The 25,471-nt window shown below is 69.7% G+C and carries 22 protein-coding genes; 20 read left to right on the top strand and 2 right to left on the bottom strand.

What is annotated here, in order from left to right:
- From ACFWPT_RS06155 to ACFWPT_RS06130, 6 genes are all read left to right on the top strand, one after another.
- Positions 1–1,320: transposase (locus ACFWPT_RS06155; protein ID WP_380479877.1), on the top strand; the 1,320-nt coding region annotated here is incomplete at its 5' end.
- Positions 1,321–2,451: 1,131 nt separating this feature from the next.
- Positions 2,452–3,204, top strand: a complete 753-nt coding sequence (locus tag ACFWPT_RS06150; protein WP_380479875.1) for an ATP-binding cassette domain-containing protein — start codon at positions 2,452–2,454, stop codon at positions 3,202–3,204.
- Entirely contained in the window at positions 3,201–4,466 is a 1,266-nt protein-coding gene (locus tag ACFWPT_RS06145; protein WP_380479873.1) for an ABC transporter permease, read from the top strand. Before ACFWPT_RS06150 ends, ACFWPT_RS06145 begins: the two co-directional genes overlap by 4 nt.
- On the top strand, positions 4,459–5,115 hold the full coding sequence (locus tag ACFWPT_RS06140) for a hypothetical protein (RefSeq protein WP_380479871.1): 657 nt from the start codon (positions 4,459–4,461) through the stop codon (positions 5,113–5,115). The genes ACFWPT_RS06145 and ACFWPT_RS06140 overlap by 8 nt, the downstream gene beginning before the upstream one ends.
- A gap of 158 nt (positions 5,116–5,273) precedes the next feature.
- On the top strand, positions 5,274–5,624 hold the full coding sequence (locus ACFWPT_RS06135; protein ID WP_380479869.1) for a hypothetical protein: 351 nt from the start codon (positions 5,274–5,276) through the stop codon (positions 5,622–5,624).
- Between the two features lie 572 nt (positions 5,625–6,196).
- On the top strand, positions 6,197–6,538 hold the full coding sequence (locus ACFWPT_RS06130) for a hypothetical protein (protein ID WP_380479867.1): 342 nt from the start codon (positions 6,197–6,199) through the stop codon (positions 6,536–6,538).
- Between the two features lie 395 nt (positions 6,539–6,933).
- Here ACFWPT_RS06130 and ACFWPT_RS06125 read toward each other — a convergent pair whose 3' ends face one another.
- Entirely contained in the window at positions 6,934–7,722 is a 789-nt protein-coding gene (locus ACFWPT_RS06125) for a GntR family transcriptional regulator (RefSeq protein WP_380479865.1), read from the bottom strand.
- A 251-nt stretch (positions 7,723–7,973) separates the two neighbouring features.
- On the opposite strand from ACFWPT_RS06125, the gene ACFWPT_RS06120 reads away from it, so the two are divergent.
- The 5 genes from ACFWPT_RS06120 (at position 7,974) to ACFWPT_RS06100 (ending at position 11,640) form a co-directional block, all read left to right on the top strand.
- Entirely contained in the window at positions 7,974–8,327 is a 354-nt protein-coding gene (locus ACFWPT_RS06120; RefSeq protein ID WP_380479863.1) for a hypothetical protein, read from the top strand.
- Positions 8,327–8,533, top strand: coding sequence for a hypothetical protein (locus ACFWPT_RS06115; RefSeq protein WP_380479861.1), 207 nt, complete (start codon positions 8,327–8,329; stop codon positions 8,531–8,533). The genes ACFWPT_RS06120 and ACFWPT_RS06115 overlap by 1 nt, the downstream gene beginning before the upstream one ends.
- Positions 8,530–9,837 (top strand): FtsK/SpoIIIE domain-containing protein, encoded by a 1,308-nt coding sequence (locus ACFWPT_RS06110; RefSeq protein ID WP_380479859.1) that lies wholly within the window; start codon positions 8,530–8,532, stop codon positions 9,835–9,837. Before ACFWPT_RS06115 ends, ACFWPT_RS06110 begins: the two co-directional genes overlap by 4 nt.
- Positions 9,837–10,028, top strand: a complete 192-nt coding sequence (locus ACFWPT_RS06105; protein WP_380479854.1) for a hypothetical protein — start codon at positions 9,837–9,839, stop codon at positions 10,026–10,028. Before ACFWPT_RS06110 ends, ACFWPT_RS06105 begins: the two co-directional genes overlap by 1 nt.
- 157 nt (positions 10,029–10,185) lie before the next feature.
- Positions 10,186–11,640 (top strand): replication initiator, encoded by a 1,455-nt coding sequence (locus ACFWPT_RS06100; RefSeq protein ID WP_380479852.1) that lies wholly within the window; start codon positions 10,186–10,188, stop codon positions 11,638–11,640.
- A gap of 206 nt (positions 11,641–11,846) precedes the next feature.
- Here the strand turns inward: ACFWPT_RS06100 and ACFWPT_RS06095 are convergent, their stop codons facing one another.
- Positions 11,847–13,460 carry a recombinase family protein gene (locus ACFWPT_RS06095; protein WP_380479850.1) on the bottom strand — a complete coding sequence of 538 codons (1,614 nt, stop codon included), beginning with the start codon at positions 13,458–13,460 and terminating at the stop codon, positions 11,847–11,849.
- Positions 13,461–13,900: 440 nt separating this feature from the next.
- Here ACFWPT_RS06095 and ACFWPT_RS06090 point away from each other — a divergent pair, with 440 nt between their 5' ends.
- The 9 genes from ACFWPT_RS06090 to ACFWPT_RS06050 all read left to right on the top strand — a co-directional run bounded on the left by ACFWPT_RS06090 (position 13,901) and on the right by ACFWPT_RS06050 (position 25,369).
- Positions 13,901–14,662 (top strand): TIGR03936 family radical SAM-associated protein, encoded by a 762-nt coding sequence (locus ACFWPT_RS06090; RefSeq protein ID WP_063347556.1) that lies wholly within the window; start codon positions 13,901–13,903, stop codon positions 14,660–14,662.
- A 432-nt stretch (positions 14,663–15,094) separates the two neighbouring features.
- Complete coding sequence (locus tag ACFWPT_RS06085; RefSeq protein WP_380479848.1) at positions 15,095–18,706, top strand: ribonuclease E/G; 3,612 nt, start codon at positions 15,095–15,097, stop codon at positions 18,704–18,706.
- Positions 18,707–18,939: 233 nt separating this feature from the next.
- On the top strand, positions 18,940–19,257 hold the full coding sequence (gene rplU, locus ACFWPT_RS06080; RefSeq protein WP_063347554.1) for a 50S ribosomal protein L21: 318 nt from the start codon (positions 18,940–18,942) through the stop codon (positions 19,255–19,257).
- Positions 19,258–19,271: 14 nt separating this feature from the next.
- Complete coding sequence (rpmA, locus tag ACFWPT_RS06075) at positions 19,272–19,529, top strand: 50S ribosomal protein L27 (protein ID WP_030309712.1); 258 nt, start codon at positions 19,272–19,274, stop codon at positions 19,527–19,529.
- 100 nt (positions 19,530–19,629) lie between these two features.
- Positions 19,630–21,108, top strand: coding sequence for a GTPase ObgE (gene obgE, locus ACFWPT_RS06070; RefSeq protein ID WP_063347553.1), 1,479 nt, complete (start codon positions 19,630–19,632; stop codon positions 21,106–21,108).
- A gap of 311 nt (positions 21,109–21,419) precedes the next feature.
- Positions 21,420–22,556 (top strand): glutamate 5-kinase, encoded by a 1,137-nt coding sequence (proB, locus tag ACFWPT_RS06065; protein WP_063347552.1) that lies wholly within the window; start codon positions 21,420–21,422, stop codon positions 22,554–22,556.
- 168 nt (positions 22,557–22,724) lie between these two features.
- Complete coding sequence (locus ACFWPT_RS06060; RefSeq protein WP_363369892.1) at positions 22,725–23,249, top strand: hypothetical protein; 525 nt, start codon at positions 22,725–22,727, stop codon at positions 23,247–23,249.
- A gap of 95 nt (positions 23,250–23,344) precedes the next feature.
- Positions 23,345–24,667, top strand: a complete 1,323-nt coding sequence (locus tag ACFWPT_RS06055; RefSeq protein WP_380371269.1) for a glutamate-5-semialdehyde dehydrogenase — start codon at positions 23,345–23,347, stop codon at positions 24,665–24,667.
- Positions 24,668–24,790: 123 nt separating this feature from the next.
- Positions 24,791–25,369 (top strand): hypothetical protein, encoded by a 579-nt coding sequence (locus tag ACFWPT_RS06050; protein ID WP_063347549.1) that lies wholly within the window; start codon positions 24,791–24,793, stop codon positions 25,367–25,369.
- Positions 25,370–25,471: the final 102 nt, after the last annotated feature.

Below are 25,471 nucleotides of genomic sequence, written 5' to 3'. Positions count from 1 at the left end.
CCGACCCCACTGAAGCTCTTGTTCGACAGCCTCGCCGGGCCGGTCGCCCAGCCGACAACGCCCGGCGTGTGCTACCGGAGCTGGCGAACCGTGGCCTTCGACGGCTGCAGTTCTGCCAAGGCCCCCGACCGGCCCCGCGTCTGCGACTGGCTCGGCAAGATCAAGCACCGCTACGGACAGGAGGGCTACCCCATGCTGAAACTCATGGCCCTGTGCGAGACCGGGACACGCGCCCTGCTCGGAGCAGTTTTCGGCCCGGTAGCCCCAGGAGAGACCGTCTACGCCGAGCAGCTGCTGCCGCTACTGAACGACAGCATGCTGCTGCTGAACGACCGAGGCTTCGACTCCGACGAGTTCCTGGCCCGCTGCGCGGCCACCGGAGCCCAGCTCCTGGTCCGCCTCGACAACCGCCGTACCCCCGCCAAGTGGGCCCACCTGTCCGACGGTTCCTACCTGACGCGGATCCGTGGGGTGCGCCTGCGCGTCATCGACGCCCAGGTCACAGCGACAATCCACGGGGGCGTCCGCATCACCGGCCACTACCGCCTGGCCACAACGCTGCTCGACCACCACCGCTACCCCGCAGCCGAGCTCGTCACCCTCTACCGCGAGCGATGGGAGATCGAATCAGCGTTCTACGCCCTGCGGCACTCTCTGGCCGGAGGGCTTGTCCTGCGCTCGCACGACCCCCTCGGGGTGCAGCAGGAGGTCTGGGCCCAGCTGGTTCTCTATCAGGCTCTTCGCCGGGCCATGGCCGAAGCCTCGGAGTCCGTGCCCGGCACCGACCCCGACCGGGCCGCGTTCACCGCCGCCCTCGAAGCCGCCAGAGACCAGGTCGTCGCCGCCGATGGCATCCTGTCCGACCCCACCCGACCCCTCCGGACCGGCCGAATCGGCCAGGCGGTCCTGGAGAACCTGCTGCCCGGGCGTCGGCCGCGCGTCGCACCGCGCCGCGTCAAGTGCCCCGTCTCCCGCTACGCGAACCCGCCCGACCAGAGCCAGCTCCGGGCCACCGCCCGCATGACCGGGATCACGGTCACCGTCCACCAAAGCGCCGAACTCGCCCCCGAGGGGCGACGGGATCGTACGCTCCAGCTCATGCGCGTTGACCCCGGCCGAGCCCGGCACGCCACCGAGATCGCCAAGGAACTCGGCCTTCCCCACCATCGGAGCCTGACCGGTGAGCTCATCCGCTGGGAAAGGGAGGGAATCCTGCGCAAGGTGGCCCCCGCGACCTACATCCTCGCTCCCGAATGGGCCGTTCCCGACCGGCTGGAACATCACCCGGACGTGGTCTTGACCAGCCCAACCACCCCTTAACTACGCGGCATTGGGGTACTTCATCGGTGCAGCCATGACAGAGGCTCCCTTCTCATGGCCCATCAGGCCATATCCGGCAACCTTCCGCACCTCGGGGGAACCTCAGACCGGAGCCAGTACCTGCATAGACTGCATTGGCCCAAGCTCTCTGGCCTCCTCGTTCCGAAGCGGCCTGGGCACTCGTTCGACTACGGCTAGTAGTGCCGCTGATGTGCTGGAATGGCTCCGACTATCCACTGCCACCCGCTGACATGCACCCTCGTAGTAGTGGCCATGCTTTGGAGGTCAGAGCGCCGAGAACCGTGACCCGCCGCCTACTGCCGCGTGGCACTGTAAGCCAGAGTCTGGAGAGCGTCCCCCGGAGAGGCATGATTGAGCGTCGGTGAAATTTCACACGCATGCCGTCACTCTCGGTAGGTGTGCAAATCGGGCGACAAGGGATCTGGCGAGTGAATGCACGCGAGCGTGGTCGGGTAGCGCCACTCACAGTAGTAGTCCGACTCTGGGTCGCTACCGAAAGCCGTTGTGTGGCGCCCTGAGGTGGTGGGAGCATGGCCGTCGGCGGGTGGCAGCTGTGCGCGAAATTGCCATGTCCTAAAGAGGATTGACCAATGATCAGGGTCTCGGCGAGGCAACGCCGAGACCCTGGGTTCCCGCCATGGAGCTGAAACTGGGAGGAAGCAGTCATGGCGGAGATCATCTCTCCCCCTGCGGGGGCACGCTTCAGGATAGCGCGAGCCGTCGCCGGCCTCGGCCTGGGTGTCGCTGCACTTGTCGTTGCGACGCCGGTCGCATTTGCCTCTGGAACAAGCTCCTCGACTAACGGTTGCTGGTCGACTTGGGGCAGTACTGGATCGAATGCCCATTGTCAGAATGTCACCGACAGTGGCAACTACGCCAATAATGCGATTTGCAGCTGGTCTCCGGACCGACAGTCCGACTCCGAGTGGTTTGACATTTACTCCTCGAAGGAAAACTGGGGGCAGATTGACTGCACATTCAGCATGACGCGGGCTTGGGTGGCCTACAGCCGCGGTTGATTTACTAAGAGGGAATTAACCAAAACCAGCGATTGATCATTTCGGTGGGCGCTCCAGAGGGCGCCCACCGAAATAGACTGAAAGGACAGAGGTGTCACCGATCGTAGCCTTGTCCGGTGTCTCGCAGGGCTACGGCCGGAAGCGGGTGATTTCTAATCTCGATTGGCAAATTGGCGTCGGCGTATTTGGCTTGCTGGGCCCCAATGGTGCCGGAAAAACGACCCTGCTCCGGACTCTTGCAACGGTTGCGCCGCCCCTCCAGGGGAGGATCTCCATTTATGGAAGGGGCATCGATAGTGAACGACATGCTCGTACTGCTCGCCGTCAGATCGGGTACCTTCCGCAAGATTTTGGATACTATCCTTCCTATTCGGTCTATGATTTTGTGAGATATAGTGCTTGGCTGCGTGAGGTACCAGCCTCTGAGGCCCACTCGGCTACGCTAAAGGCGCTAAACGATGTTGATCTCGATGGACAGCAGAAAATAAAGATGAAGGCCTTGTCGGGCGGAATGCTGCGGCGAGCAGGTGTGGCATCGGCGATCGTTGGATCCCCCAAGCTACTGCTGCTTGATGAGCCAACTGTGGGTCTGGACCCTGCGCAACGTCTTCAGTTCCGTCAGCTTGTTCGGTCGCTCGAAAATACGGCAGTTGTTCTAAGTACCCACCTGGTGGAGGACGTTGCAGCCGTTTGCGATGAGGTTTTTGTCCTGCGATCCGGCGAATTCGTGTTCCGCGGTACTCCGCAGGAGCTAAACGGCTTCGGAAATTGCGAACTCGCTGGGGATAGCCCGCTGGAGCGCGGCTATATGGCGGTCCTGGAGGGAAAGCGGGTGATCGCATGATGCGAATCTTCTTATTGGAGCTTCGCCGCTCCCCGTTAAAGTGGTGGTTGCCTTTTCTTATCACACTGGACCTGGCCGTTCTGTTTGGCCGGTCCCAGTGGTGGATAGGTGTTTGGCCTGAAGCCAGCGTGGCTGCTCAGATCCCCTCATTCTATCTGGGCCCGCTTCTTGCGGCGGCTGCCGCATGGTCGGCTGGGCGAGTTCAGCGCCACGGACTCCAGGACCAGATAACTGCAGCTTCGCGTTCACGATGGAAGGCTGAGCTGGTCCAGCTTGCGGCCACCGTGAGCTACGGGATCGTCGCATATATAGCTGGAATCCTCAGCGCTGCGCTCGTGAGTTATCGCGATGCCGGCCCTGGATTTCTGTGGCCGGGATATCTACTTCTCGGCACAAGCGTTCTTGTTCTCTGTATAGCCTTGGGTCATGCGGTAGGCCGATGGTTTCCGTCGGTGTTTGCCAGCCCAGTGGTATGCGGCCTTGGATGCTTCGTCGTTCTGGCTGCCACCGCAGGTCCGTCTGGTCTGGGACTCTTTCTCCTCTCTGGTCCGCCAGCTTCCACAACTTCTGCCGGGGCTGTTGCCGTACGTCTATTGATTGCCTGTCTGGCCGTCTCCCTGGTGGTATTGGTTGACCGCCCGGTGAAGGCTGAGCGGAAGCGGATCGAGGGTGCATGGCCGGAGCGAGTGACAGCCCTTGGTTGTGCGGTCGCGGTGGTGGCGCTTGGGGCCGTCTACGGCCCGATGGGACCCGTACAGGTGCGTCGGTCAGCACCTGAAGCCTCTCTGTGTACTGCATCTCAGCCCAAGATCTGCGTCTGGCCCGAACAGCGGAAGTACCTGCCGCAGTTGGAAGCCATGGCGACGCGGGCAGCGCAGTTGCCACGGGGATTAATTATCTCGCCCCCGGTCTTCTACGAGCGGGGCTTGAAGAATTCAACCGTCGAGGAGAGTTTCACAATTCGCGAGGGGTCCATGTGGGAGGTTGCGATCAGTATGTCAATTTTGATCGTTAACGCTAGTACACCTTCCTGCGTGGCAAAAACCAGTGATGACCAGGGCAAGATTCTGACGGCTGACTTTGAGCTGGACTCGTGGGTAGCTGCTCGTATTACCGGCTCCGGTCAGCCGTCAGATGTTCATGGAGGCCCACCCGGCGTCGATCAGGAGGCGATCGGCCGTCTGATCATGCAATCCGAGACTGCCCAGAATAATTGGGCCCAGGAACGGATCCAGAGCATCAAGGGAATCCACTGTGCATGATGGACTCGCAGACTGGATAAGGTTTGCGCGTGCGCACCATTTCCGTAAGCTCGCTTTAGCCATCTTCTTGCTCGCCGTAGTGAATCTGCTCTTCGGGGCCGTCTATTTGGAACTTCCTTTCGCTGATCGGGCCGCAGACTCGCCAATTCCTTTTCGAAAAGAAATGCCGCTGGCATTTGCATCGGTGGCAGCTGTTGGCCTGGATAGCGCCATGTGCTCTCTGGAGCTCACAGGAACCCTATCTCTTCGGCGATATGAGGTCGTCTGGGTTGCTGGATCTTTTGGCCTCTCTACGGCAGTCTTGGCCCTTGAAGAGCTGGCCATGGGTCCAAGCGAAGCCGTATTGGCCGTTCGATCAATGATTATTTGGGGCGGCTTTGCCGTTTTTTCCGGCAGGGTTTTTGGGTGGCGTCTTTCGTGGGTTCTTCCTCTTCTTACAGTATTCCCCCTGACTTATTGGGAGATAGACGCATCCGGGAATCGCCGATGGTGGGATTGGGCGGGGCAGCCAGCTTCATCTTGGAACTGCTGGGTCATTGCGGCCATGGCTCTCCTTGTCATCTTCACGTCGATCCACTTTACGCCTTGGCGGATTGCCCGGGGCAAGGCGAAATTTCTGGTAGCGCGCGTATCGAATACTGATTCTTGAATTGCTGTCTTGCTTGCGTGAAGTTCTCCCTTATGTCAGTATCAAAGAGTCGACGCCCACGTGGCCGGGCTTCAAATAGGTCAACTCGTGTGGTGTAGGCGGCCGCTCTGTTGAGGCAACACCAGGGCGGTCAACCTGTAGATTAACTGGGAGGGTAAATGGGTAAGGATGGCGCCGCGGATCTTTCGTTCCGGTCGAAATTGACCCGAGTTGCGGTGATGGCAGGGCTGGCGGCAGCAGCAGTTATTTCGATCACTCCGAGCGCATTTGCCGGAACGAGCGGCAATACCTTTGGATGCTGGTCGACCTGGGGTAGCACTGGTTCCAACGCTCACTGTCAGAATGTGCAGAAGTCTGGTTATTTCCAGAACTACGGCTACTGTGACTGGGAGGCCGACCAGACTTCCACGAATACGTGGTTTGACGAGAAGTCGACCGTCAATAACTGGGGTCAGATCGATTGCACTTTCAACATCTCTCGGTCATTGGTCAACTGGACCCAGGGATGATTTTGTGAGTTCTGGGACCTAGAGGCGAGGCCCAGAATGTAAGTTAATGAGTCCCGTGCGGCCGCCCAATTTGGCTTCACGGGATTCATTATTTGTTTTTCCTCTTGCGCGATTAAGCGGCGATTGCTTCCTCGCTATCCCAGGAGCCCTGTCCCGGTAGTTGAATCTGCCTCCCGCTACTGAACTTGAAAGGGTCAAGTAAGGGCGTTGCCTGATGGCGATGGTTTGGGTCCAGTAGCTCTCAGGGGGTGGGGCACACCGGCGGCTTGACCGACGCTGAGAGGGCTGTTCGGGAACGGGTTCGGCCGCAGGCCGCGGCCAGGTTCGAGGCTAGGGAGAAGAGCCGGGAGATCGCTGCCACGTCGCGCGTCTCGGAGTGGTCGGTGAAGTGCTTGAGCCGGTAGTGGCGGAAGCACGGTGAGGCCGGGCCGTCTCGGACGGATCACCGGGCTGACGGAGGCTGAGTCCGTACAAGTCGATTGGCTTGAGCGCAAGTAGGATCGTGGTCCGCCGGCGCACGACTGTGAGGACCAGCGCCGGATGCAGGTCAGGATCAAGACCTAATCGGGCGCATGTTCCATGTGGCTTATCGCGGTGGAGGGCGTATGGGCCCTGCTCAAACGCCGCGGCTGGTCGTGGCAGCTGCCGGTTCGGCGACGGACGAGGCAGCCGTGCCGCTGCGCCATCACAAGGCCTCGAAGACGGTTCATTTCGGCTGCCTCATCGGCGCCGGATGGCGGCACCTGGTCGCACTCGTCTTCATGCGCATGCAGGTCATTCCAGATGGTGGATCAGCTCACGACGCGGTCCTCCGAACATTGGGTTCTCGTGATGCATTGCGCAATCTTCTGTTGAACATCATTGCGAGGCAGTGGATTTGGGTGTTGGGCCTTCATGCGGCGGTGTCTGACTGAGGGCGGCGGAGTGGTTTTGGCCGGTGTCCTGTCTGGTCTGGGGTCGAGCATGATCGGGGTGCCGTAAGCTGCTGCGACTCGGTCAGGGCTTGTGGGCCTGACCGCAGTTTGGCCGAGTGGCCCCCGGTCTTGCTCGACGAGGGTCCCGGGCCGGGGAGGTGGGTAAAACCGCGGAGCCGTCCGGCATCAGCCATGGCGCGGCAGCCCCGCACGCGGGCGGTTGTTGGCGGGCGGGCCAGGCGACCGGCCCGGAACGGCCGCAAGGCCGCATGCCCGGCCGGGGCGGCTGGGGCCGCCCCGCGGCGCGGATGCGCCGCCGCTTGATTAAGTGAAGGAAAGTTGCGACAGCCCCCACGCCTTGCTCTGGCGCGAGGGCTGTTCGGCGTTCTCGGTGATTAGCGGCCGGCCTTGGCCGTTCGGGCGGTGCGCTTGGGCTTGGTGGCCTCGATGTCGTAGGTCAGGCCGGTGGTTTCGGCGCCGAGCCGGGCTTCTTCGAGCAGCAGCGGTACGTCCGTGGCCCGGTCGTAGGTGATGCGGTGGACGACCAGGAGGACGGCGGCCTCGGACAGGCGTAGAGCCTCGCGCTCGTCGGGCTGGGGGACGCGGGCGGTGACTCGCTCGCGCCAAGCGGGGTCGTGGCCGGCGTCGGCGAGCGTCGAGTAGGCCTCGGCCGGCGTGACGGCGGGCTGTTGGGCGAGCGGGGTGGCCTCGACGCGCTCCATGGGGAGTAGGAGGCGGTGCAGGACTCGGCCGTCGCCTGCGGGGTCGGTGAGAAGGCGGTCGCAGCCGATGACCAGCTCGTCCTGGTCCATCTCCAGCAGCGGCGCGGAGACCGCGTCCGTGCGGGTGCGGTAGACGGTCGGTTCCTCCCCGCGTTCGAACCACGCGTCGGTGGGCGTCTCGTAGTGGTTGCCACGCTGGGTGACCGTGCGTACGAGGGCGCTGGCAGGGCCGTGGACGGCGGTGCGGACGAAGGTGCCGCGGCCCTGCTTGACGTCCAACTGTCCCTCGCTGCGGAGGGCGGCGACGGCGAGCCTGACGGTGGGTCGGGAGACGCCGTACTTCTGGGCGAGGTCGGTCTCGGTGGGCAACTGCGCACCGGGGGGCCACTCGCCGGTGGCGATTGACTGTCGCATGGCTGCGGCCACCTGCTTGTGCAGTGCCTCGTTCCGGATGATCGCCATCGTGTTGACCCCTTGGTGCGGGCGCCGGGGGGAGGCCCGCTTCGTGTGCGCGTGTCGTTGTCGGGTGCTTCGCGTGTGGTCGTTTGCCCAGCTCGGGCCGCGTGTCTATGTCTGTCTTCAGTTGCTAGCCGTTAAACGTAAGCATGAATCGCTTGCGTCGGGGCGTCAAGGAAGGGCATCATCGGGCATCAAAGGTAAGTACGTTTGACGACTTACGTCGGGCGGCCTTGGTGACCTAGGAGCGTGCTCTCATGCAGTCCATTCCCGTGGACGGAACCCGGCTCGGCACGATGACCTGCATCGTCGCCCCCGAAGCCCGAGTGGCGAACCGCGAGACCGGTGAGGTGAGGAAGGACCGGGACGGCCAGACCGTGTACACGGTGGGTGTCGCGGTCCGGCAGGACGGCCGGCGGGCCTCGATCATCGAGATCAGCGTGTCCGGCGAACCGGCGGGCGTCGTCGAGGGCGTGCGGGTGCACGTCACCGGCCTGACCGCCTTCTCCTGGGCCATGGGGGACCGGCACGGCCTCTCCTTCCGGGCCGACACCATCACCCCCGTTCCCGTCTCGCCCCCGGCGGGCTCGCGCAAGAGCGGCGACGCCTGATGAGCGGCGCGACGCGCGTGAAGCTGCGCGGCCTGCTGCGCGAACTCGGAGACCTGGCCGAAGAGGTCGACCCGTTCGGCCGGGACGAGGTCGGCGCTCAGCTCTTCGACCACATCGCCATCGTCGCCACCAAGGCCGCCAGGCAGGCCCGTGACCTGGAGACCGAGGCCCACAACACGGCCATGGAGAACGGAGGGCAGGCGTGATCGTTCTCCAGTTCCTCTGGGTGGTGCTGCTGGCCGCGGCGCTCATCCTCCTCAGCACGGCCCCGGGCCTGCGGCGTAACCACCCCTACCTCTGGTGGTACCTGATCGGCTACCCGGTCACGGTCGTCCGGGTCAGGGTGACGTGGCGGCGGCTGACCACGAACCTCGGTCTCGCGGTGGCCAGGCGTCCCGGGCGGGCGCTGCTCGGCGACATGGTGGTGCGCGGCGACCCCCTGCGGCCGGCCCCGCCCCGGCTGGGCATGCCGAAGTACCGGCGCGGCGGTCTGGACGTGGTGGTGCGGCTTCACCCCGGGCAGGTGCCGGATCACTTCCTCTCCCACGTCGAAGCGCTCACCCATGCCTGGCGTGTGCACACGATCCGGGTGTTCTCGGGCGAGCGCGGCTTCGTCACCCTGTCCGCTCTCGCCTGGGACCCGCTCAGGGTGCCCGTTGTCCCTTACCAACTGAAGCAACGCGTCCTGCGGGCGGTTGTCGGCCTGCTGGAGGACGGCCGGGCCTGGGCGATCGATCTCCGCCGGGCCCCGCACTGGCTGATCGTCGGCGCCACCCGCTCCGGCAAGTCCACTCTCATCGCTGCCCTGGTGAAGGAACTCGCCCCGCAACGCGTCGCCTTGTTCGGCATCGACCTCAAGGGCGGCATGGAGCTGTCGCTCTTCGAGGACAGGCTGTCCGCCCTGGCATCCACCAGGACGGAAGCCGCCCACCTGCTCGCAGAACTGGTCGCGGAGACCGAAGCCCGAATGCAGCTGTGCCGATCCGTCGGCGCCCGCTCGATCTGGGACCTGCCGGCCAAGCTCCGCAAGATGCCCGTCGTCCTGATCGTGGACGAGGTCGCGGAGCTGTACCTGGTCGCGACGAGGGACGACAAGGCGCAAGTCGGGGAGATCTCCACCAATCTGCTCAGGCTCGCTCAACTCGGCGCAGCCCTCGGCGTCCACCTGATCATCGCCGGGCAACGCGTCGGCTCGGACCTCGGCCCCGGGGTCACGGCCCTGCGGGCGCAGTTGGCCGGCCGGGTCTGCCACCGGGTGAGCGACGCGGGGACGGCAGAGATGGCGCTCGGCGACCTCAACAAGGACGCCTTGGAGGCTGCGCAGCGGATCGCCCTCGCCGAACAGGGCGTCGCCATCACCGCCGACACCGACGGTCAGTGGACCCGGGCCCGCTCCATCCACGTCACCCCCGACCAGGCTCGCCGGACCGCCAGGAAGTACGCCCGCCTGGCACCGACCTGGCCCGGCCTCCACCAGTCGGACGAGCCCAACGAAGGGGTCTACGTCTGATGGACATGACCGCCGTGCTGATTGCCTTCCTGGCCGTCGTGACCTTCCTCCTCGTCCGCTCCGGCGAACTGCGCACCTGGCACGTCCTGCTCGTCGGCGTCCTCGGCATCTACCTCGACCGCATTGGCTGGGCCGACCCCGTCGTCTACGCCGTGACCTGGCTCGTCCAAGGCCTCACCCACACCACCTGAAAGACGTGATCGCCGTGCCAACCCACCCAACCCCCACCGGCGGCCGAACCCCCACCCGCCGGACCCGCTCCACTCGCCCCCACGCCACCCCCGGTCGAGCCACCGCGCACATGGCCCGGCCGGGGCCCGGCGACCCCTGGCCCTGGAGACACCCACCATGACCCGTAACAACCCCTACGCCGACCCCACCGCACGCCGCGCCCTCCTCGACCGGGAGGCACGGCTGCTTCAACTTCCTATCATTGACCGGGACTTGGTCAGTCTCGGCGAGATGCCCGACCTCAACCGCTGGCTCGACCAGATCCGCGCCACCGGAGGTTGTGCCCAACCGATCTACCTCACCGGCAGCACCACCACCCTCGACGCCGAGACCGGCGAGGTCCTGCGCCACTACTCGACCGGCACCGAACCCGGCGGCCGGCTCCCGGTCCGCTGCCGCAACCGTCGGGCCACCCGCTGCGCACCCTGCTCCCGCGAGCACAGCGGCGACACCTTCCACCTGGTTCGCTCCGGTCTCATCGGCGGCAAGGGCGTCCCCGACACCGTGCGGACGCACCCGCGACTGTTCGTCACCCTGACCGCGCCTTCGTTCGGCCCGGTCCACCGCGCCGACGACTGCCACCCCGCCCGGCGTCGACGCTGCGAACACGGCGGCCACCACGGCTGCGGCCGAACCCACCCCGACACGGACCCGCTCATCGGACAGCCGCTCTGCGCCGACTGCTACGACTACCCCGGCCACATCCTGTGGAACGTCATGGCCCCGGCGTTATGGAAGGCCTTCCGCGACAACCTCTACCACCACATCGCCGCAGGGGCTGGCGTAGGCCGGAGGCAGGTGCGCACCCTGGTTCGGGTCTCGGCCACCAAGGTCGCCGAGTACCAGAAGCGCGGCGCCGTCCATTTCCACGCCGTCATCCGCTTTGACGGGCCCGACGGACCCACATCGCCGCCCCCGCCCTGGGCCACCTCGGACCTCCTCCTGGAGACGGTCCACTCCGCGGCTTCCGCCGTCGCGCTGCCGTGCCCCGACTCGGAGGCCTACAGCGGCGGACGGCTCAGCTTTGGTACTCAGCTCGACGCGCATCCCCTCACCAACGGGGACGGCGGACGGCTCACGGACGACGCGGTAGCCGCCTACGTCGCCAAATACACCAGCAAGAGCGCCGAAACCGCCGGTGCCGCCGACCGCCACATCACGTCGCTGGCAGAGATACGGACGCTGCGCGTCAACCCGCACGTCAGGGCCCTCATCGCCACCGCCTGGCGCCTCGGCGGCCTGCCCGAACTGCACCACCTACGCCTGCGCACCTGGGCCCACATGCTCGGATACCGCGGCCACTGCCTCACCAAGACCCGCGCCTACTCCACCACCTACGGCCAACTCCGCGCCGCCCGTGCCGAACACGCCCGCGCCGTCGCCGCCGGCCGGGACCTGTACGCCGACTGGGACACCGGGACGACGGTCGACGCCGCATGGCGCTTCGTCGGGTCCGGCCACAGTCCGGGGGAAGCGCTCATCGCTGCGGGTATCGCGGAGGACCTTACGACCAACCGTGAGGTGGCCCGCGACGCCGCGGGGCTCTCTGACCGGCGCCGGGAAGTGCCGTGACGGTTCGTCCCGCCACGCCGGGCACGACCCCTCTGGCGGGAAGCTCTGCCGAGCGGGCTTCGGAGCAAGCGAGCGCGCCGGTCATCAGGAGCGAGATCGTCATCGTGGACGACGAAGGCAACGAGGAGCCCTACGACCCGACGCGGCACTGACGACGACAGCCCCCGGCTCTGATGTCGGGGGCTGTCGCACGTCTCCTTGTCTGTTCAGAGCTTTCCGGCGAAGTGGTCTTCCTTGATGACCAGGCGGTCCCGGTAGTCCTTGGGGATCATGAGCCTCAGCTTCACCTCGGGTGCGCGCTGGCCCTTGATTTTGGTGCGGGTGACCTCGCAGCGGACGCCCACCCTCAGGAGGTCGGCCGACATGGCCTCGATGCCGCCTTCCTCCCAGGTCTGTCGGAACGTCTTGCCGTTGGCCACGTTCACCCACCGGTCTTCCGTGGTCGCGGGGTCGATCTCCCCGAGCTCGGCGATCAGTTTGTCCAGGGTCTCCTCAGCCTGCTCGCGGGTGAATCGGGTCTTCGAGAACCGGCCGCTGGGCTCAAGTTCCTTCATGTAATAGGCGACGGACTCTTCAAGCTGGGCCACCTTCGCGCGGGCCTCGGCGCCCCGCGCGTACTCCCGGACCTGTACAGGCTCGTCGCCGAGGACGGACAGCACGTCACTGACGAGCTTGGCGTTGATCGCATCAGGGTTGGGGGAGCCCAGGCCTCCGGCCTTGCATCCCTGGCACCGCAGGTACGCGTACATCCGGTCTTTGACGCGGTTCCTCTGCACGGTCATGTTCGTCTTGCAGTCGGCGCAGATGAAGACGCCGAGGAACTTCGTAGCGCTGCCCGGCTGCCGCTGAGGCTGGTTCTTGCTGCGCTTGTCGAGGTCGGCCTGGAACTCGTAGAACTCGTCGTCCTCGAAGATCGCCTCGGCGACCCTGATGGGCTTCCCGTTCTTGTCCAGGACGAGCTTGGACCGGCGGACGCCGCCCGTCTTGTCCTCCTCGACGCGGTAGCCCATCAGCGCCGGGTTGCGCAGTTGGCGGCGGAGGGTGGTGGGGGTGAGGCCGTCGCTGGCGAGACCGGCGCGCTTGAGCAGCGTGACCATGCGGCGGGCGGACACGCCGCGGCGGGCCAGGCGCCGGCACCAGTGCAGGGCCTTGTGCGCGTCGGCCTCTATAACAAGGACGACGTTCCCGTCCTCGTCCTCGGCCGTGGTGTAGCCGAAAGCCGGCTTGCCGACGAGCCAGGCGGACTGGGTCTTGGCGTAGTCCCAGAGGCTCGCGACGCGCGTGCTCGTGTTGGTGGCCTCGATCTCCGCGATGCCGCCGATCAGCGTGACCATGATCTTGCCGACCACGGTGGTCAGGTCGATCGAGTCGTGCTTGGAGACCAGGTTCTTCCCGTACTTCAACGCCCAGTCGATCATCGCGTTCAGGTCGGAGAGCCGGCGGATGAAGCGGTCGAGCTTCCAGAACAGGAGGACGTCGAACTCCGGCGCCCGGTTGTTCAACCAGTCGCCCAGCTGCTTCCGCTTCCACGGTGGCACCTTCGTGGCGGAGACGTTGAGGTCGCTGGCGACGCCGACGACGCGGCAGCCCCGGTTCAGCGCCTCGCGGCGAAGGTCGAGTTCCTGGCGGACGGGGGAGGTGGTGTCCTCCGTCAGCACGGACAGCCGGACGGAGAGCAGCGCCCGCGGCGCGTCTGCCGGAAGTGCGGCCTCGGCTCTCTTCAGCTCTTCTAGCAGGGCCAGATCCGCGGCGGTCCACTCGGCTTCGACCGTGTACGCCTTCTGTTGCGCGCTGCGTGCTGTGCGGGTGCGCTTCGCCATGTCGGTGGCCCCCTCGATGGTTTTAGACCTGTCTCCATTTAGCCGCAGATGGACCTCAAGATCCAGATCGGTCCCACCGGGAAGAAGCTGCTGCCGCTGGCCGTGGTCAACGGGGCTGCCCCGCAGGGCTAGTTGACGGCGCGGGTGGTACGGATGGCGCGGATCGGGCGGGTCCGGGCCGCGTGACGTGCTCGAAGTGACGGATGGAGCCCTCCCCGGGAATCGGGGAGGGCTCCATGCGTTCGCCGGGCGGACGGCGGCCGGGGGCGTCGGGGTGCGGCTGACCAGGGGCGGGACGAGGGGGGTGGCGGGGCGCGTACCCTTTGAGGTGACAGAGTCCGGACAGCGGCGGCAGCCGTCGCGCCGGACGGGGACAACTGACTAAGGACTGAGCGACCCTGGCACGCCGTACGCCCGACGGTCCTCCGCCCGCGCCGACGGTGCAGCGGATCCGTCTCCGCTACACCAAGCGCGGCCGGCTCCGCTTCACCAGCCACCGCGACTTCCAGCGCGCTTTCGAGCGCGCCCTGCGCCGGTCCTCCGTGCCGATGGCCTATTCGGCCGGCTTCACCCCGCACCCGAAGGTGTCCTACGCCAACGCGGCCCCGACCGGGGTGGCGAGCGAGGCGGAGTACCTGGAGATCGGCCTGGCCGCCCTCCGTGACCCGGAGGAACTGCGGGCACAGCTGGACGAGTCGCTGCCGACCGGACTGGACGTGATCGACGCGGTCGAGGTCCGGACGCCGAACTTCGTGGAGCGCCTGGAGGCCTCCGAGTGGCTGGTCCGGCTGGACGGCGTCGAGCCGCAGGAGGCCGCCCGCGCGGTCGCGGTGTTCCTCGCCGCCGAGCGGGTCGAGGTCGAACGCGTGACCAAGAACGGCGTGCGGGTCTTCGACGCGCGCGGTCCGGTGGCGGCGCTCGAGATCGCCGCGCCGCAGGTCGTCGACGGTGCGGACACGGCGGCCGAAGCGGACCGCGATGTTCGGACCGGCCGTCCCTGTGCGATACTGCGCCTGGTAGTACGACACGCCACACCAGCCGTACGACCCGACGACGTATTGTCCGGTCTCCGTGTGACGGCCGACCTGGCGCCGCCGGTCCCCGCAGAGGTGACCAGGCTGGCGCAGGGGCCGCTCGACGAGGAGTCCGGCACGGTGACCGACCCGCTGGCGCTCGACCGCGCCGCGGCCCCGGCCGGCTGACAGCCGCCGGGGTGCGCGGGGCCGCGTCCGCCTGACGGGCGGAGGCCGGGTCCAGTGCCTCACTGGGCCCGACGGTCCTCCAGGTTCCCGCGGCTCCCCAGGGGAGCGAGCGTCGTCGCAGCACAGGCCGGCCACCTGAGGCCCGCCGACCAGGACGGTCGGTGGGCCCGGGAACCCCGTCCGGGAGCCACCCGGGGTTGGGGAACGGCGCAGCTTGGGAAAACCTCAGAAGACTGGTCAGACCAGAAGACTTTCGACACCCCGCCGTGCGGCGGGGCGCCGAGCGAGACTACGAGCCCCTGTGCGGCCTCGCGTCCGCGCGGCGGCACCGTGAAAGGGTCCGGCCCGAGCATCCTCGCGATGCCGGCCGGCCACGGGTGCCGTGCCGTGCCCGGATGTGGAGCCCGGGGGCCTGACGGGAGATCCACCCGCATGCTCGATAACACCGATCCGCAGCAGAACGCGGCGACGGAACAGAACGAGACCGCCCCGACCGGCGGCGAAGGCACCTCCGCGGCGCCGCCGCGCCGCCGTCGCCGTGCGGTGTCCCGCCCGGCGGGCACCCCGCAGGGTGCGGCCGCCGAGACGGCCGAGACGGTCGTCCAGGCCGAGGCACCCGCCGCCGAGGCGCAGGCCGCACCGGCCGCCGAGCCGGTGGCCGAGAAGCCGGTCCGGGCCCGCCGGACCCGCAAGCGCGCCGAGGCTCCGGCCGGGACGCCGGAGGCGACCCCGGTCGTGGTCACCGAGCCGGCCGCCGCCGAGGCGCCCGCCGCCGAGAAGACGGCGAAGACGAGCGCGAAGGCGACCGCGAAGCCGGTCGAGAAGGCCGCTGAGCCGGCCGCCGAGAAGGACGAGAAGGCGGAGAAGCCCGCCCGGGCCCGCCGCACCCGCAAGCGCGCCGAGGCGCCCGCCGGGGCGCCGGCCGCCGCCGAGACCCCGGCCGAGGAGCCCGCTGCCGCCGCCCCGGTGGCCGAGGCCCCCGCCGCCGAGCCGGCTGCCGAGGAGGCCCCCGCCGCTCCGGCCCGCCGGGCCCGTCGCCGCCGCGTGGTCGAGGCCGCGCCGGTCGTCGAGACCCCGGTCGAGGAGCCCGCCGCCGCGGAGGAGCCCGTCGAGGAGGAGCCGGTCGAGGAGGCCGTGGCCGTCCAGCCCGCGCCGGCCGCCGAGCCGACCCACCGGGTGCGCCGCCGTGCGGTCCGCCCGTCCACCGCGATCTTCCAGGCTCCGGTGTTCCAGGAGCCCGCCGCCGCCCCGGCCGCCACCCCGGCTCCCGCCGTGCAGCCGCAGGCGCAGCAGCAGCCCGCCGCTGCCGCCCCGGCGCCGGTCGAGGCCCCGGCCGCCGCGCAGCGCGAGGAGGACGAGTTCGAGTACAGCGGCGTCGGCCGCCGCCGCCGGGTGCGCACCTCGGTGCGGGTGCAGCCGCCGAGCCGTTCGAAGGCCGCCGAGCGGAAGGCCGCCGAGCGGGCCGAGCGGGCGGAGAAGGCCGAGAAGGCCAAGGCCGTCGAGAGGGCGAAGGCCGCCGAGAAGGCGAAGCCGGTCGAGCGGGTCGTCGAGGTGCCGGTCGAGACGCCCGTCGTCGAGGCCCCCGTCGCCGGTCCGGAGACCGAGGGCGAGTGGGAGGACGACCGTCCGTCGCGCCGTCGCCGTCGGGGCGGCCGCCGTCGTCGCCGTGGCGAGGCCGAGGAGTTCGAGGCCGAGGCCGTCGAGACCGGGCAGTCCGTCGTCGAGGAGCCGGCCGCGGACGTCGAGGAGGACGTCGAGGACGACGACGACCTGGCCGCCGGCCTGTCCTCGTCCCGCCGTCGTCGCCGTCGTCGCCGCCGCAGCGGTGAGGCCGGTGCCGTCGAGACCGCCGAGACCACCGAGGACGGGGTCCGCACGGTGGTGAAGGTGCGCGAGCCGCGCCGCCGTTCCACCGAGCCGTCCTTCGACCCGGACGAGGTGCAGTCCATCAAGGGCTCGACCCGTCTGGAGGCGAAGAAGCAGCGCCGCCGCGAGGGCCGCGAGCTGGGCCGCCGCCGGGTGCCGATCATCACCGAGGCCGAGTTCCTGGCCCGCCGCGAGTCGGTCGAGCGCGTCATGGTGGTGCGCCAGAACGGCCAGCGGACCCAGATCGGCGTCCTCGAGGACGGCGTGCTGGTCGAGCACTACGTCAACAAGGAGCAGGCCACCTCGTACGTCGGCAACGTCTACCTGGGCAAGGTCCAGAACGTGCTGCCGTCGATGGAGGCCGCCTTCGTCGACATCGGCAAGGGCCGCAACGCCGTGCTGTACGCCGGCGAGGTCAACTTCGGTGCGCTGGGCCACGGTGGCCCGCGCCGGATCGAGTCGGTGCTGAAGTCCGGCCAGTCCGTGCTGGTGCAGGTCTCCAAGGACCCGATCGGCCACAAGGGCGCCCGCCTGACCAGCCAGATCTCGCTGCCCGGCCGCTACCTGGTCTACGTGCCCGAGGGCTCGATGACCGGCATCTCGCGCAAGCTCCCCGAGAACGAGCGCGCCCGCCTGAAGCAGATCCTCAAGAAGATCGTCCCGGACGACGCGGGCGTCATCGTGCGCACCGCCGCCGAGGGCGCCTCCGAGGAGGAGCTGACCCGCGACGTCCAGCGGCTGCAGCAGCAGTGGGAGGACATCCAGAAGAAGGCCGCGACCGGCAACGCCCCCGCGCTGCTGTACGGCGAGCCGGACATGACCGTCCGGGTCGTCCGCGACATCTTCAACGAGGACTTCACCAAGGTCATCGTCTCCGGCGACGAGGCGTGGAGCACCATCCACGACTACGTCTCCAACGTGGCCCCGGACCTCGCCGGGCGGCTCCAGCGGTGGACCTCCGAGGTGGACGTGTTCGCCACCTACCGGATCGACGAGCAGCTGATGAAGGCGCTGGACCGCAAGGTCTGGCTGCCCAGCGGCGGTTCGCTGGTGATCGACCGCACCGAGGCGATGGTCGTCATCGACGTCAACACCGGGAAGTTCGTCGGCCAGGGCGGAAACCTGGAGGAGACGGTCACCCGCAACAACATCGAGGCGGCCGAGGAGATCGTGCGCCAGCTGCGGCTGCGCGACCTCGGCGGCATCATCGTGATCGACTTCATCGACATGGTGCTGGAGTCCAACCGGGACCTGGTGCTGCGCCGCCTGCTGGAGTGCCTGGGCCGGGACCGGACCAAGCACCAGGTGGCCGAGGTCACCTCGCTGGGCCTGGTCCAGATGACCCGCAAGCGGGTCGGTCAGGGCCTGCTGGAGTCCTTCTCCGAGCCGTGCGTGCACTGCAACGGCCGCGGCGTGATCGTTCACATGGAGCAGCCGAGCGCCCACGTCCACACCCCGGCCGTGTCGGCCGAGGCGGCCGCGGGCAGCAGCAAGCGCCGTCGCCGGGGCAAGGGCGGGGCGGCCGCCGAGGAGCCGCAGGCCGTCGAGGCCGCGGTGGCCGAGGTGGTCGTCGAGGGCGAGCCGGTGCGCGAGGAGATCGAGGGCCAGCTGGCCCTGGAGGTCCCGGGCGTCGAGGCGGAGGCCGTCGAGGAGGCCCCGGCCGCCCAGCCGGACCTGGTCGAGATCCCCGCCGCCGCGGCGGCTCCGGCCGGCCGCACCCGCCGCCGCGCGGTCCGCAAGGCGACGGCTCCGGCCGGGGCGCCGGGCGAGGCCGAGATCGTGGTGCTCCAGGCGCGGGCCGACGCGGCGCTGGAGGCGGCCCTGGAGGCTGCCACCCCGGCCGCCCCGGCCGTGGTGACCCCCGAGGCCGTCGAGGCCGTGGAGGCCGTCGTCGAGGCGCCCGCGGAGGAGACCCCGGCCGTCGAGACCGCGGAGGCCGTCGTCGAGGCCCCGGCGGAGGAGGCCCCGGCCGCCGAGGCCGAGGCCGAGGAGCCGTCCGCGGAGGAGGCTCCGGCGCCCAAGAAGCGGGCCGCCCGCAAGACCGCCGCGAAGAAGACCGCCGCCAAGAAGACGACCACGGCGGCCAAGAAGACCACCGCCCGCAAGACCGCGACCAAGCGGACGAGCGCGGCGGCCAAGAAGGCGGCGGCCGCCGAAGGTGATACGGCGGCCGAGTAGTGCCCACGCGCCCGGGGCGGGACCCTTCCCGCCCCGGGCCGTACGGGCCGGTTTGCCCCCCGGGCGGCCGGTCCGTATTCTTGACCCTCGGCGTGTCTACGCCACACGCTCCCGAGCACATCACCTTCCCGAAGCGCCGCGTTCGCGCGGCAGCGGGCGGGGAGAGGCCCCTGTGTCCGTACCCAGGCGGCTGGCGTCGGGAGTTCCGACCGAGTAAGGAAAGCAGGTACCGCATGTACGCGATCGTTCGCGCAGGCGGCCGCCAGCACAAGGTCGCCGTCGGCGACGTGCTGGAGATCGACCGTATCGAGGCCAAGCCGGGTGACTCGGTCGAGCTCTCGACCATCCTGATCGTCGACGGCGAAGCCGTCACGTCCGACCCGTGGGTCCTGGCCGGTGTGAAGACCCACGCCGAGGTCGTCGACCAGACCAAGGGTGACAAGATCATCATCCTGCGCTACAAGAACAAGACCGGCTACCGCCGTCGCCAGGGTCACCGTCAGAAGCACACCGCGGTGCGCATCACCAGCATCGACTCGGTCAGCAAGTAAGGGGATAGCGAGATATGGCACACAAGAAGGGCGCAAGCTCTACCCGTAACGGCCGTGACTCGAACGCCCAGCGCCTCGGCGTGAAGCGCTTCGGCGGCCAGGTCGTCTCCGCCGGCGAGATCCTCGTGCGCCAGCGCGGCACCCACTTCCACCCGGGTGCGGGCGTCGGTCGCGGTGGCGACGACACCCTGTTCGCGCTGACCGCCGGTGCCGTGCAGTTCGGCACCCGCCGCGGCCGCAAGGTCGTCAACATCGTGGCCGTCGAGGCCTGAGTCACACCAGACTCACAGTGAAGGGTGGGCCGGAATGTTCCGGTCCACCCTTCATGCTTTACGCAGGTAGCAGCAGACTTTCGCACACTGGAGGCACACCATGACCACCTTCGTGGACCGCGTCGAACTTCACGTCGCCGCGGGTAACGGGGGCCACGGCTGCGCCTCCGTGCACCGGGAGAAGTTCAAGCCGCTCGGCGGCCCCGACGGCGGCAACGGCGGTGAGGGCGGCAGCGTCATCCTCACCGTCGACGCGCAGGTCACCACCCTGCTGGAGTACCACCACTCGCCCAAGCGCAAGGCCACCAACGGCAAGCCCGGCGCGGGCGGCCACCGCACCGGCGCGGACGGCGGCGACCTCGTCCTGCTGGTGCCGGACGGCACCGTGGTGCTGGACCGCAACGGCGAGGTGCTGGCCGACCTGGTCGGGCACGGCACCAGCTTCGTCGCCGCCCAGGGCGGCCGCGGCGGCCTCGGCAACTCCGCGCTGTCCTCGGCCCGCCGCAAGGCGCCCGGCTTCGCGCTGCTCGGCGAGCCCGGCGAGGCCCGCGACATCGTGATGGAGCTCAAGTCCGTCGCCGACGTGGCCCTGGTGGGCTACCCGAGCGCCGGCAAGTCCTCGCTGATCTCGGTGCTCTCGGCGGCCAAGCCGAAGATCGCGGACTACCCGTTCACCACCCTGATCCCCAACCTCGGCGTGGTCACCGCCGGCGACACCGTGTACACCATCGCCGACGTGCCCGGCCTGATCCCCGGCGCCAGCCAGGGCCGCGGCCTGGGCCTGGAGTTCCTGCGGCACGTCGAGCGCTGCTCGGTGCTGGTGCACGTGCTGGACTGCGCCACCCTGGAGCCCGGCCGCGACCCGCTGACCGACCTGGAGACCATCGAGGCCGAACTGGCCGAGTACGGCGGTCTGGAGGAGCGCCCGCGCCTGGTCGCGCTCAACAAGGTGGACGTGCCGGACGGCCAGGACATCGCCGACCTCACCCGGGAGTCCCTGGAGGAGCGCGGCTACCAGGTGTTCGAGGTCTCCGCCGCCTCCCGCAAGGGCCTGCGCGAGCTGAACTTCGCGCTGGCGCAGATCGTCGCCGAGGCCCGCGCCGCCAAGCCGGTCGAGGAGTCGACCCGGATCGTGCTGCGGCCCAAGGCCGTGGACGACGAGGGCTTCACCATCACCGAGGAGGACGGCGCCTACCGCATCCGCGGCACCAAGCCGGAGCGCTGGGTCCGCCAGACCGACTTCTCCAACGACGAGGCCGTCGGCTACCTCGCCGACCGGCTGGCCCGCCTCGGCGTCGAGGACAAGCTGTGGAAGGTCGGGGCGCACGAGGGCGACACCGTCATCATCGGCCCGGACGAGAACGCCGTCGTCTTCGACTGGGAGCCGACCATGGCCGCCGGCGCCGAGATGCTCGGCCGCCGCGGTGAGGACCACCGCCTGGAGAGCCCGCGCCCGGCGGTCGACCGCCGCCGCGAGAAGCAGAAGGGCCGGGACGCGGCCGAGGCCGAGTTCCTCGCCTTCGAGGCGCTCTCCAGCACCCGCCCGGCCGCCATCGACGAGGGCGACGACGAGGAGTGACCCGGCCGGCCGGGACGCGTCCTGAGCCGGCCCGGGCGAACGGCCCCCACCACCCTCCGGGGCGGTGGGGGCCGTTCGCGTGTCCGGCCCCCGTCCGGAACTGACTGAGCGTCACTTCGCTCGGGAGGCCCGGGGCTTCAGCGGGTCGGCCGGGCCGTGCCGGCCGTCCGGACCGGCGGCCCGGCCGTGGCGGCGCCGGTCCAGCCGGTGAAACACCCTGCGGGCGACCTGCGCGGATCGCGTAGATTTCGGGGGTGACGGCCGGGCCCGGCCCGCCGCACCCGCACCACACCGGAAGGGCGTACAGCGAGATGAGCGAGGACTCACTGCGCGAGGAGGTGCTGACCGCCCGGCGGATCGTCGTCAAGGTCGGCTCCTCCTCCCTCACCACGGCGGCCGGCGGCCTGGACGCCGACCGGGTCGACGCCCTGGTGGACGCGCTGGCCAAGGTGCGCAGCCGCCCGGACGCGCCAGAGGTCGTCCTCGTCTCCTCCGGCGCCATCGCCGCCGGCCTGGCCCCGCTCGGCCTGGACCAGCGGCCCAAGGACCTGGCCCGCCAGCAGGCCGCCGCCAGCGTCGGCCAGGGCCTGCTGGTCGCCCGCTACACCGCCTCCTTCGCCCGGTACGGCATCCGGGTCGGCCAGGTGCTGCTCACCGCCGAGGACGCCAGCCGGCGCGCCCACTACCGCAACGCCTACCGCACCCTCGACCAGCTGCTGGCGATGGGCGCGATGCCGATCGTCAACGAGAACGACACCGTCGCCACCGCCGAAATCAAGTTCGGGGACAACGACCGGCTGGCCGCGCTGGTCGCCCACCTGGTCCGGGCCGACCTGCTCGTGCTGCTCTCCGACGTGGACGGCCTCTACGACGGCGACCCGGCCCGGCCCGGCACCAGCCGGATCGACCAGGTGAGCGGCCCGCACGACCTCGACGGCGTCGAGATCGGCAGCGCGGGCAAGGCCGGCGTCGGCACCGGCGGCATGGTCACCAAGGTCGAGGCGGCCCGGATCGCCACCGGCGCGGGCATCCCGGTGGTGCTCACCGCCGCCAGCCAGGCCGCCGACGCGCTGGCCGGACGGCGCACCGGCACCCTGTTCCTGCGCACCGGCAGCCGCACCTCCGACCGGATGCTCTGGCTGGCCCACGCGAGCAGCCCGCGCGGCGCCCTGCACCTCGACGCGGGCGCCGTCACGGCCGTCGTCTCCGGCGGCGCCTCGCTGCTGCCCGCCGGGGTCACCAAGGTGGACGGGGAGTTCACGGCGGGTGATCCGGTGGACCTTCTTGCCGAAAACGGCCACATCGTGGCTCGCGGACTGGTCAACTTTGATGCGAGGGAGTTGCCCCGCCTGCTCGGCCGGTCCACCCGCGACCTGGCCCAGGAGTTCGGCGCCGCGTACGAGCGTGAGGTCGTCCACCGCGACGACCTGGTCGTTCTGCGCGGCTGACCGGCCGGTGTGCCGGTACCGGCCGATCGGTTGAGCGCGGTCGGCGGGCCGCTCCGTACGGGGAGTGGCCCGGCCGCGGGCGAGGAGCGGTGCAGCCGTACCGGTCGGCCGCGGGCCGGCGGGTCCGGTGCGGGGGACGACACGACATCGCCGAACAGGAGGCCGCCGGTGGAACGCAGAAGCGAGGCAACGCTGACCGCAGGGACGGCGGGCCGGCGGCTGACCAGCATCGACGGCGGACGCGGGGACGGACCCGCCGAGCCGGCCGGTCCGCCGCCGCAGGGGCCCGGCGGGACGCGCAGGCCGCGGTCGCAGCACGCGGACCCGGGGGAGCCGCCCACCGTGCCCGAGCAGGCCAGGCTCTGGCACGTGGTGCTGAGCGTGTCCGGGCAGGTCACCCCGCTGTCCTCGCTGCGCGTCTCGTTGGAGCGGCTGGCGTACGACCACTCGTTCTTCCTCACCGCCCGCTACGCCGCCGACCATGCCGAGATCCGGTACTGGGAGCAGGCCCGGGACCTGCACGACGCGGCGGCGATCGCGCTGCGGCTGTGGGGCGAGCACAAGGTCACCGCGAACCTGCCGCCGTGGGAGATCGTCGGCCTGGAGGTGGTCGACCGGGCGACGTACCACAAGCGGGTGGCGGAGGGCTTCGGCGATCCGCCGCCGCACCTGGGCGGGGTGCACCCGTACTGAGGGGGGCGAGCCGCAGGGGAGAACCGTCTCGCCGGGCCGTCCCGCCAGGCGAAATGGCCGCTCGGCGGGCCCTGCGCAGTCGCTACCCTTGGCGCATGACCAGCGACCTCGCCACCGCCGACAGCCCCGTCCTCGCCGTAGCGCGCCGAGCCCGGGAGGCCGCCGCCGCGCTCGCCCCGCTGCCGCGCAAGGCGAAGGACGCCGCGCTGCTGGCGATCGCGGACGCCCTGGTGGCCCGCAGCGCCGAGATCACCGCCGCCAACGCCGAGGACGTGGCCCGGGCCCGCGCGGCCGGCACCGCCGAGTCGGTGATCGACCGGCTGAGCCTCGACCACGAGCGGATCGCCGCGATCGCCTCCGACGTGCGCGACGTCGTCGGCCTGCCCGACCCGGTCGGCGAGGTGCTGCGCGGCTACACCCTGCCCAACGGCCTGGACGTGCGCCAGGTGCGGGTGCCGCTCGGCGTGGTCGGCATCATCTACGAGGCCCGGCCGAACGTCACGGTGGACGCCGCCGCGCTCTGCCTCAAGTCCGGCAACGCCGTGCTGCTGCGCGGCTCGGCCTCCGCCTACCGCTCCAACACCGCGCTGGTCGCCGTCCTGCGGGACGCGGTCGCCGCGGCCGGGCTGCCCGCCGACGCCGTCCAGCTCGTCCCGGGCGAGAGCCGGGACTCCGTCCAGGAGCTGATGCGCGCCCGCGGCCTGGTCGACGTGCTGATCCCGCGCGGCGGGGCCTCGCTGATCCGCACGGTGGTCGAGGGCTCGACCGTGCCGGTGATCGAGACCGGCACCGGCAACTGCCACGTCTACGTGGACGCGCAGACCGACCTGGCGATGGCCGTCGGCATCCTGCTGAACTCCAAGGCGCAGCGGGTCAGCGTCTGCAACGCGGCCGAGACGCTGCTCGTCCACCAGGACGTCGCGGACGCCTTCCTGCCGCTCGCGCTGGCCGCCCTCGCCGAGGCCGGGGTGACCGTGCACGGCGACGACGCGGTGCTCAAGGCCGCCGAGGGCGGCGCCGCCACCGTGGTGCCCGCCACCGACGAGGACTGGGGCGCCGAGTACCTGTCCTACGACCTGGCCGCGGCCGTGGTGCCCTCGCTGGACGCCGCCGTCGAGCACATCCGCCGCTGGTCCTCCGGCCACACCGAGGCGATCGTCACCACCTCGCAGGCCGCCGCCCGGCGCTTCACCCGGTTGGTCGACTCGACCACGGTGGCCGTCAACGCCTCCACCCGCTTCACCGACGGCGCCGAGTTCGGCTTCGGCGCGGAGATCGGCATCTCCACCCAGAAGCTGCACGCCCGCGGCCCGATGGGCCTGCCCGAGCTGACCAGCACCAAGTACATCGTCACTGGTGACGGGCACGTGCGCGGCGAGGCGACGCAGACCGTGGGCGGGGACGCGGACGTGCGCTGAGCGCGGCCCGCGCGGCGGGCCGGCCGGGCCCCGGGGCGGTCGGCAGCGGCCCGCGTCACACGTGTGACGGACCAACTGCGATGAGCCACAGACAAATCGGCCGCCCGGTAATACGCTGAATCCGTGGCTGACGATGTGGGGGGCTCGCCGTACCCCGACGGCGCCGACCACGGTGGTGCGGACGACGAGTTCGCCACCGTGGTCTTCGATGAGGCCTTCGTCCGGTCCGCCGCCGTGCACGAGCCGACGGCCAAGGAGCGGCAGCTCGCCGCCGCCGAGGCCCGGTTCGAGCCGGACACCGCGGGCCCGGTCTGGGGCTATGACGTCACCGCAGGGGACGGGCTGCCGCTGGAGCTGCGCCCGCACCCGAGCGGACTGGACGACGACCACCTGTACCCCGATCCCTGGTCGGGCCCCGGCCGGGCGACCGGCCGCCCGGGCCGGCGCCGACGCGGCTACGACCCGGGGCGCGGTCGCGGGCGGTACGTGGCCCAGCAGCGCTGGCACCGGCCGGTGGCCTGGGTGCTCGCCGTGATCATGGGCGTGAGCCTGGTGGCCGTCGCGGTCGCGGCGATCTACCAGGGCGTGGGCGGCTCCTCCGGCGCGCCCCGGCGCCCGGAGTCCGGCAGCAGCAGCCCCGGGACCGACCCGAGGCCCGCGCCGGCCGAGCCGTCGCTCGTGGTCACGGCACCTGCGGGGTGACGTCGTAGGGCGTGGCGCAGGGGTGGTGCGCGCCGGGGCGGGCGGTTGCGGGGCGTTCCCGGGAATCTGCGGTCGCACCCTCGTGGAGGGGCGAGGGCGCGC

Source organism: Kitasatospora sp. NPDC058478, assembly GCF_042720345.1.
In the GTDB taxonomy this organism is placed as follows: domain Bacteria; phylum Actinomycetota; class Actinomycetes; order Streptomycetales; family Streptomycetaceae; genus Kitasatospora.
The sequence above is the reverse complement of the archived record's forward strand: the minus strand, read 5'-3'. Positions and strand labels throughout refer to the sequence as shown.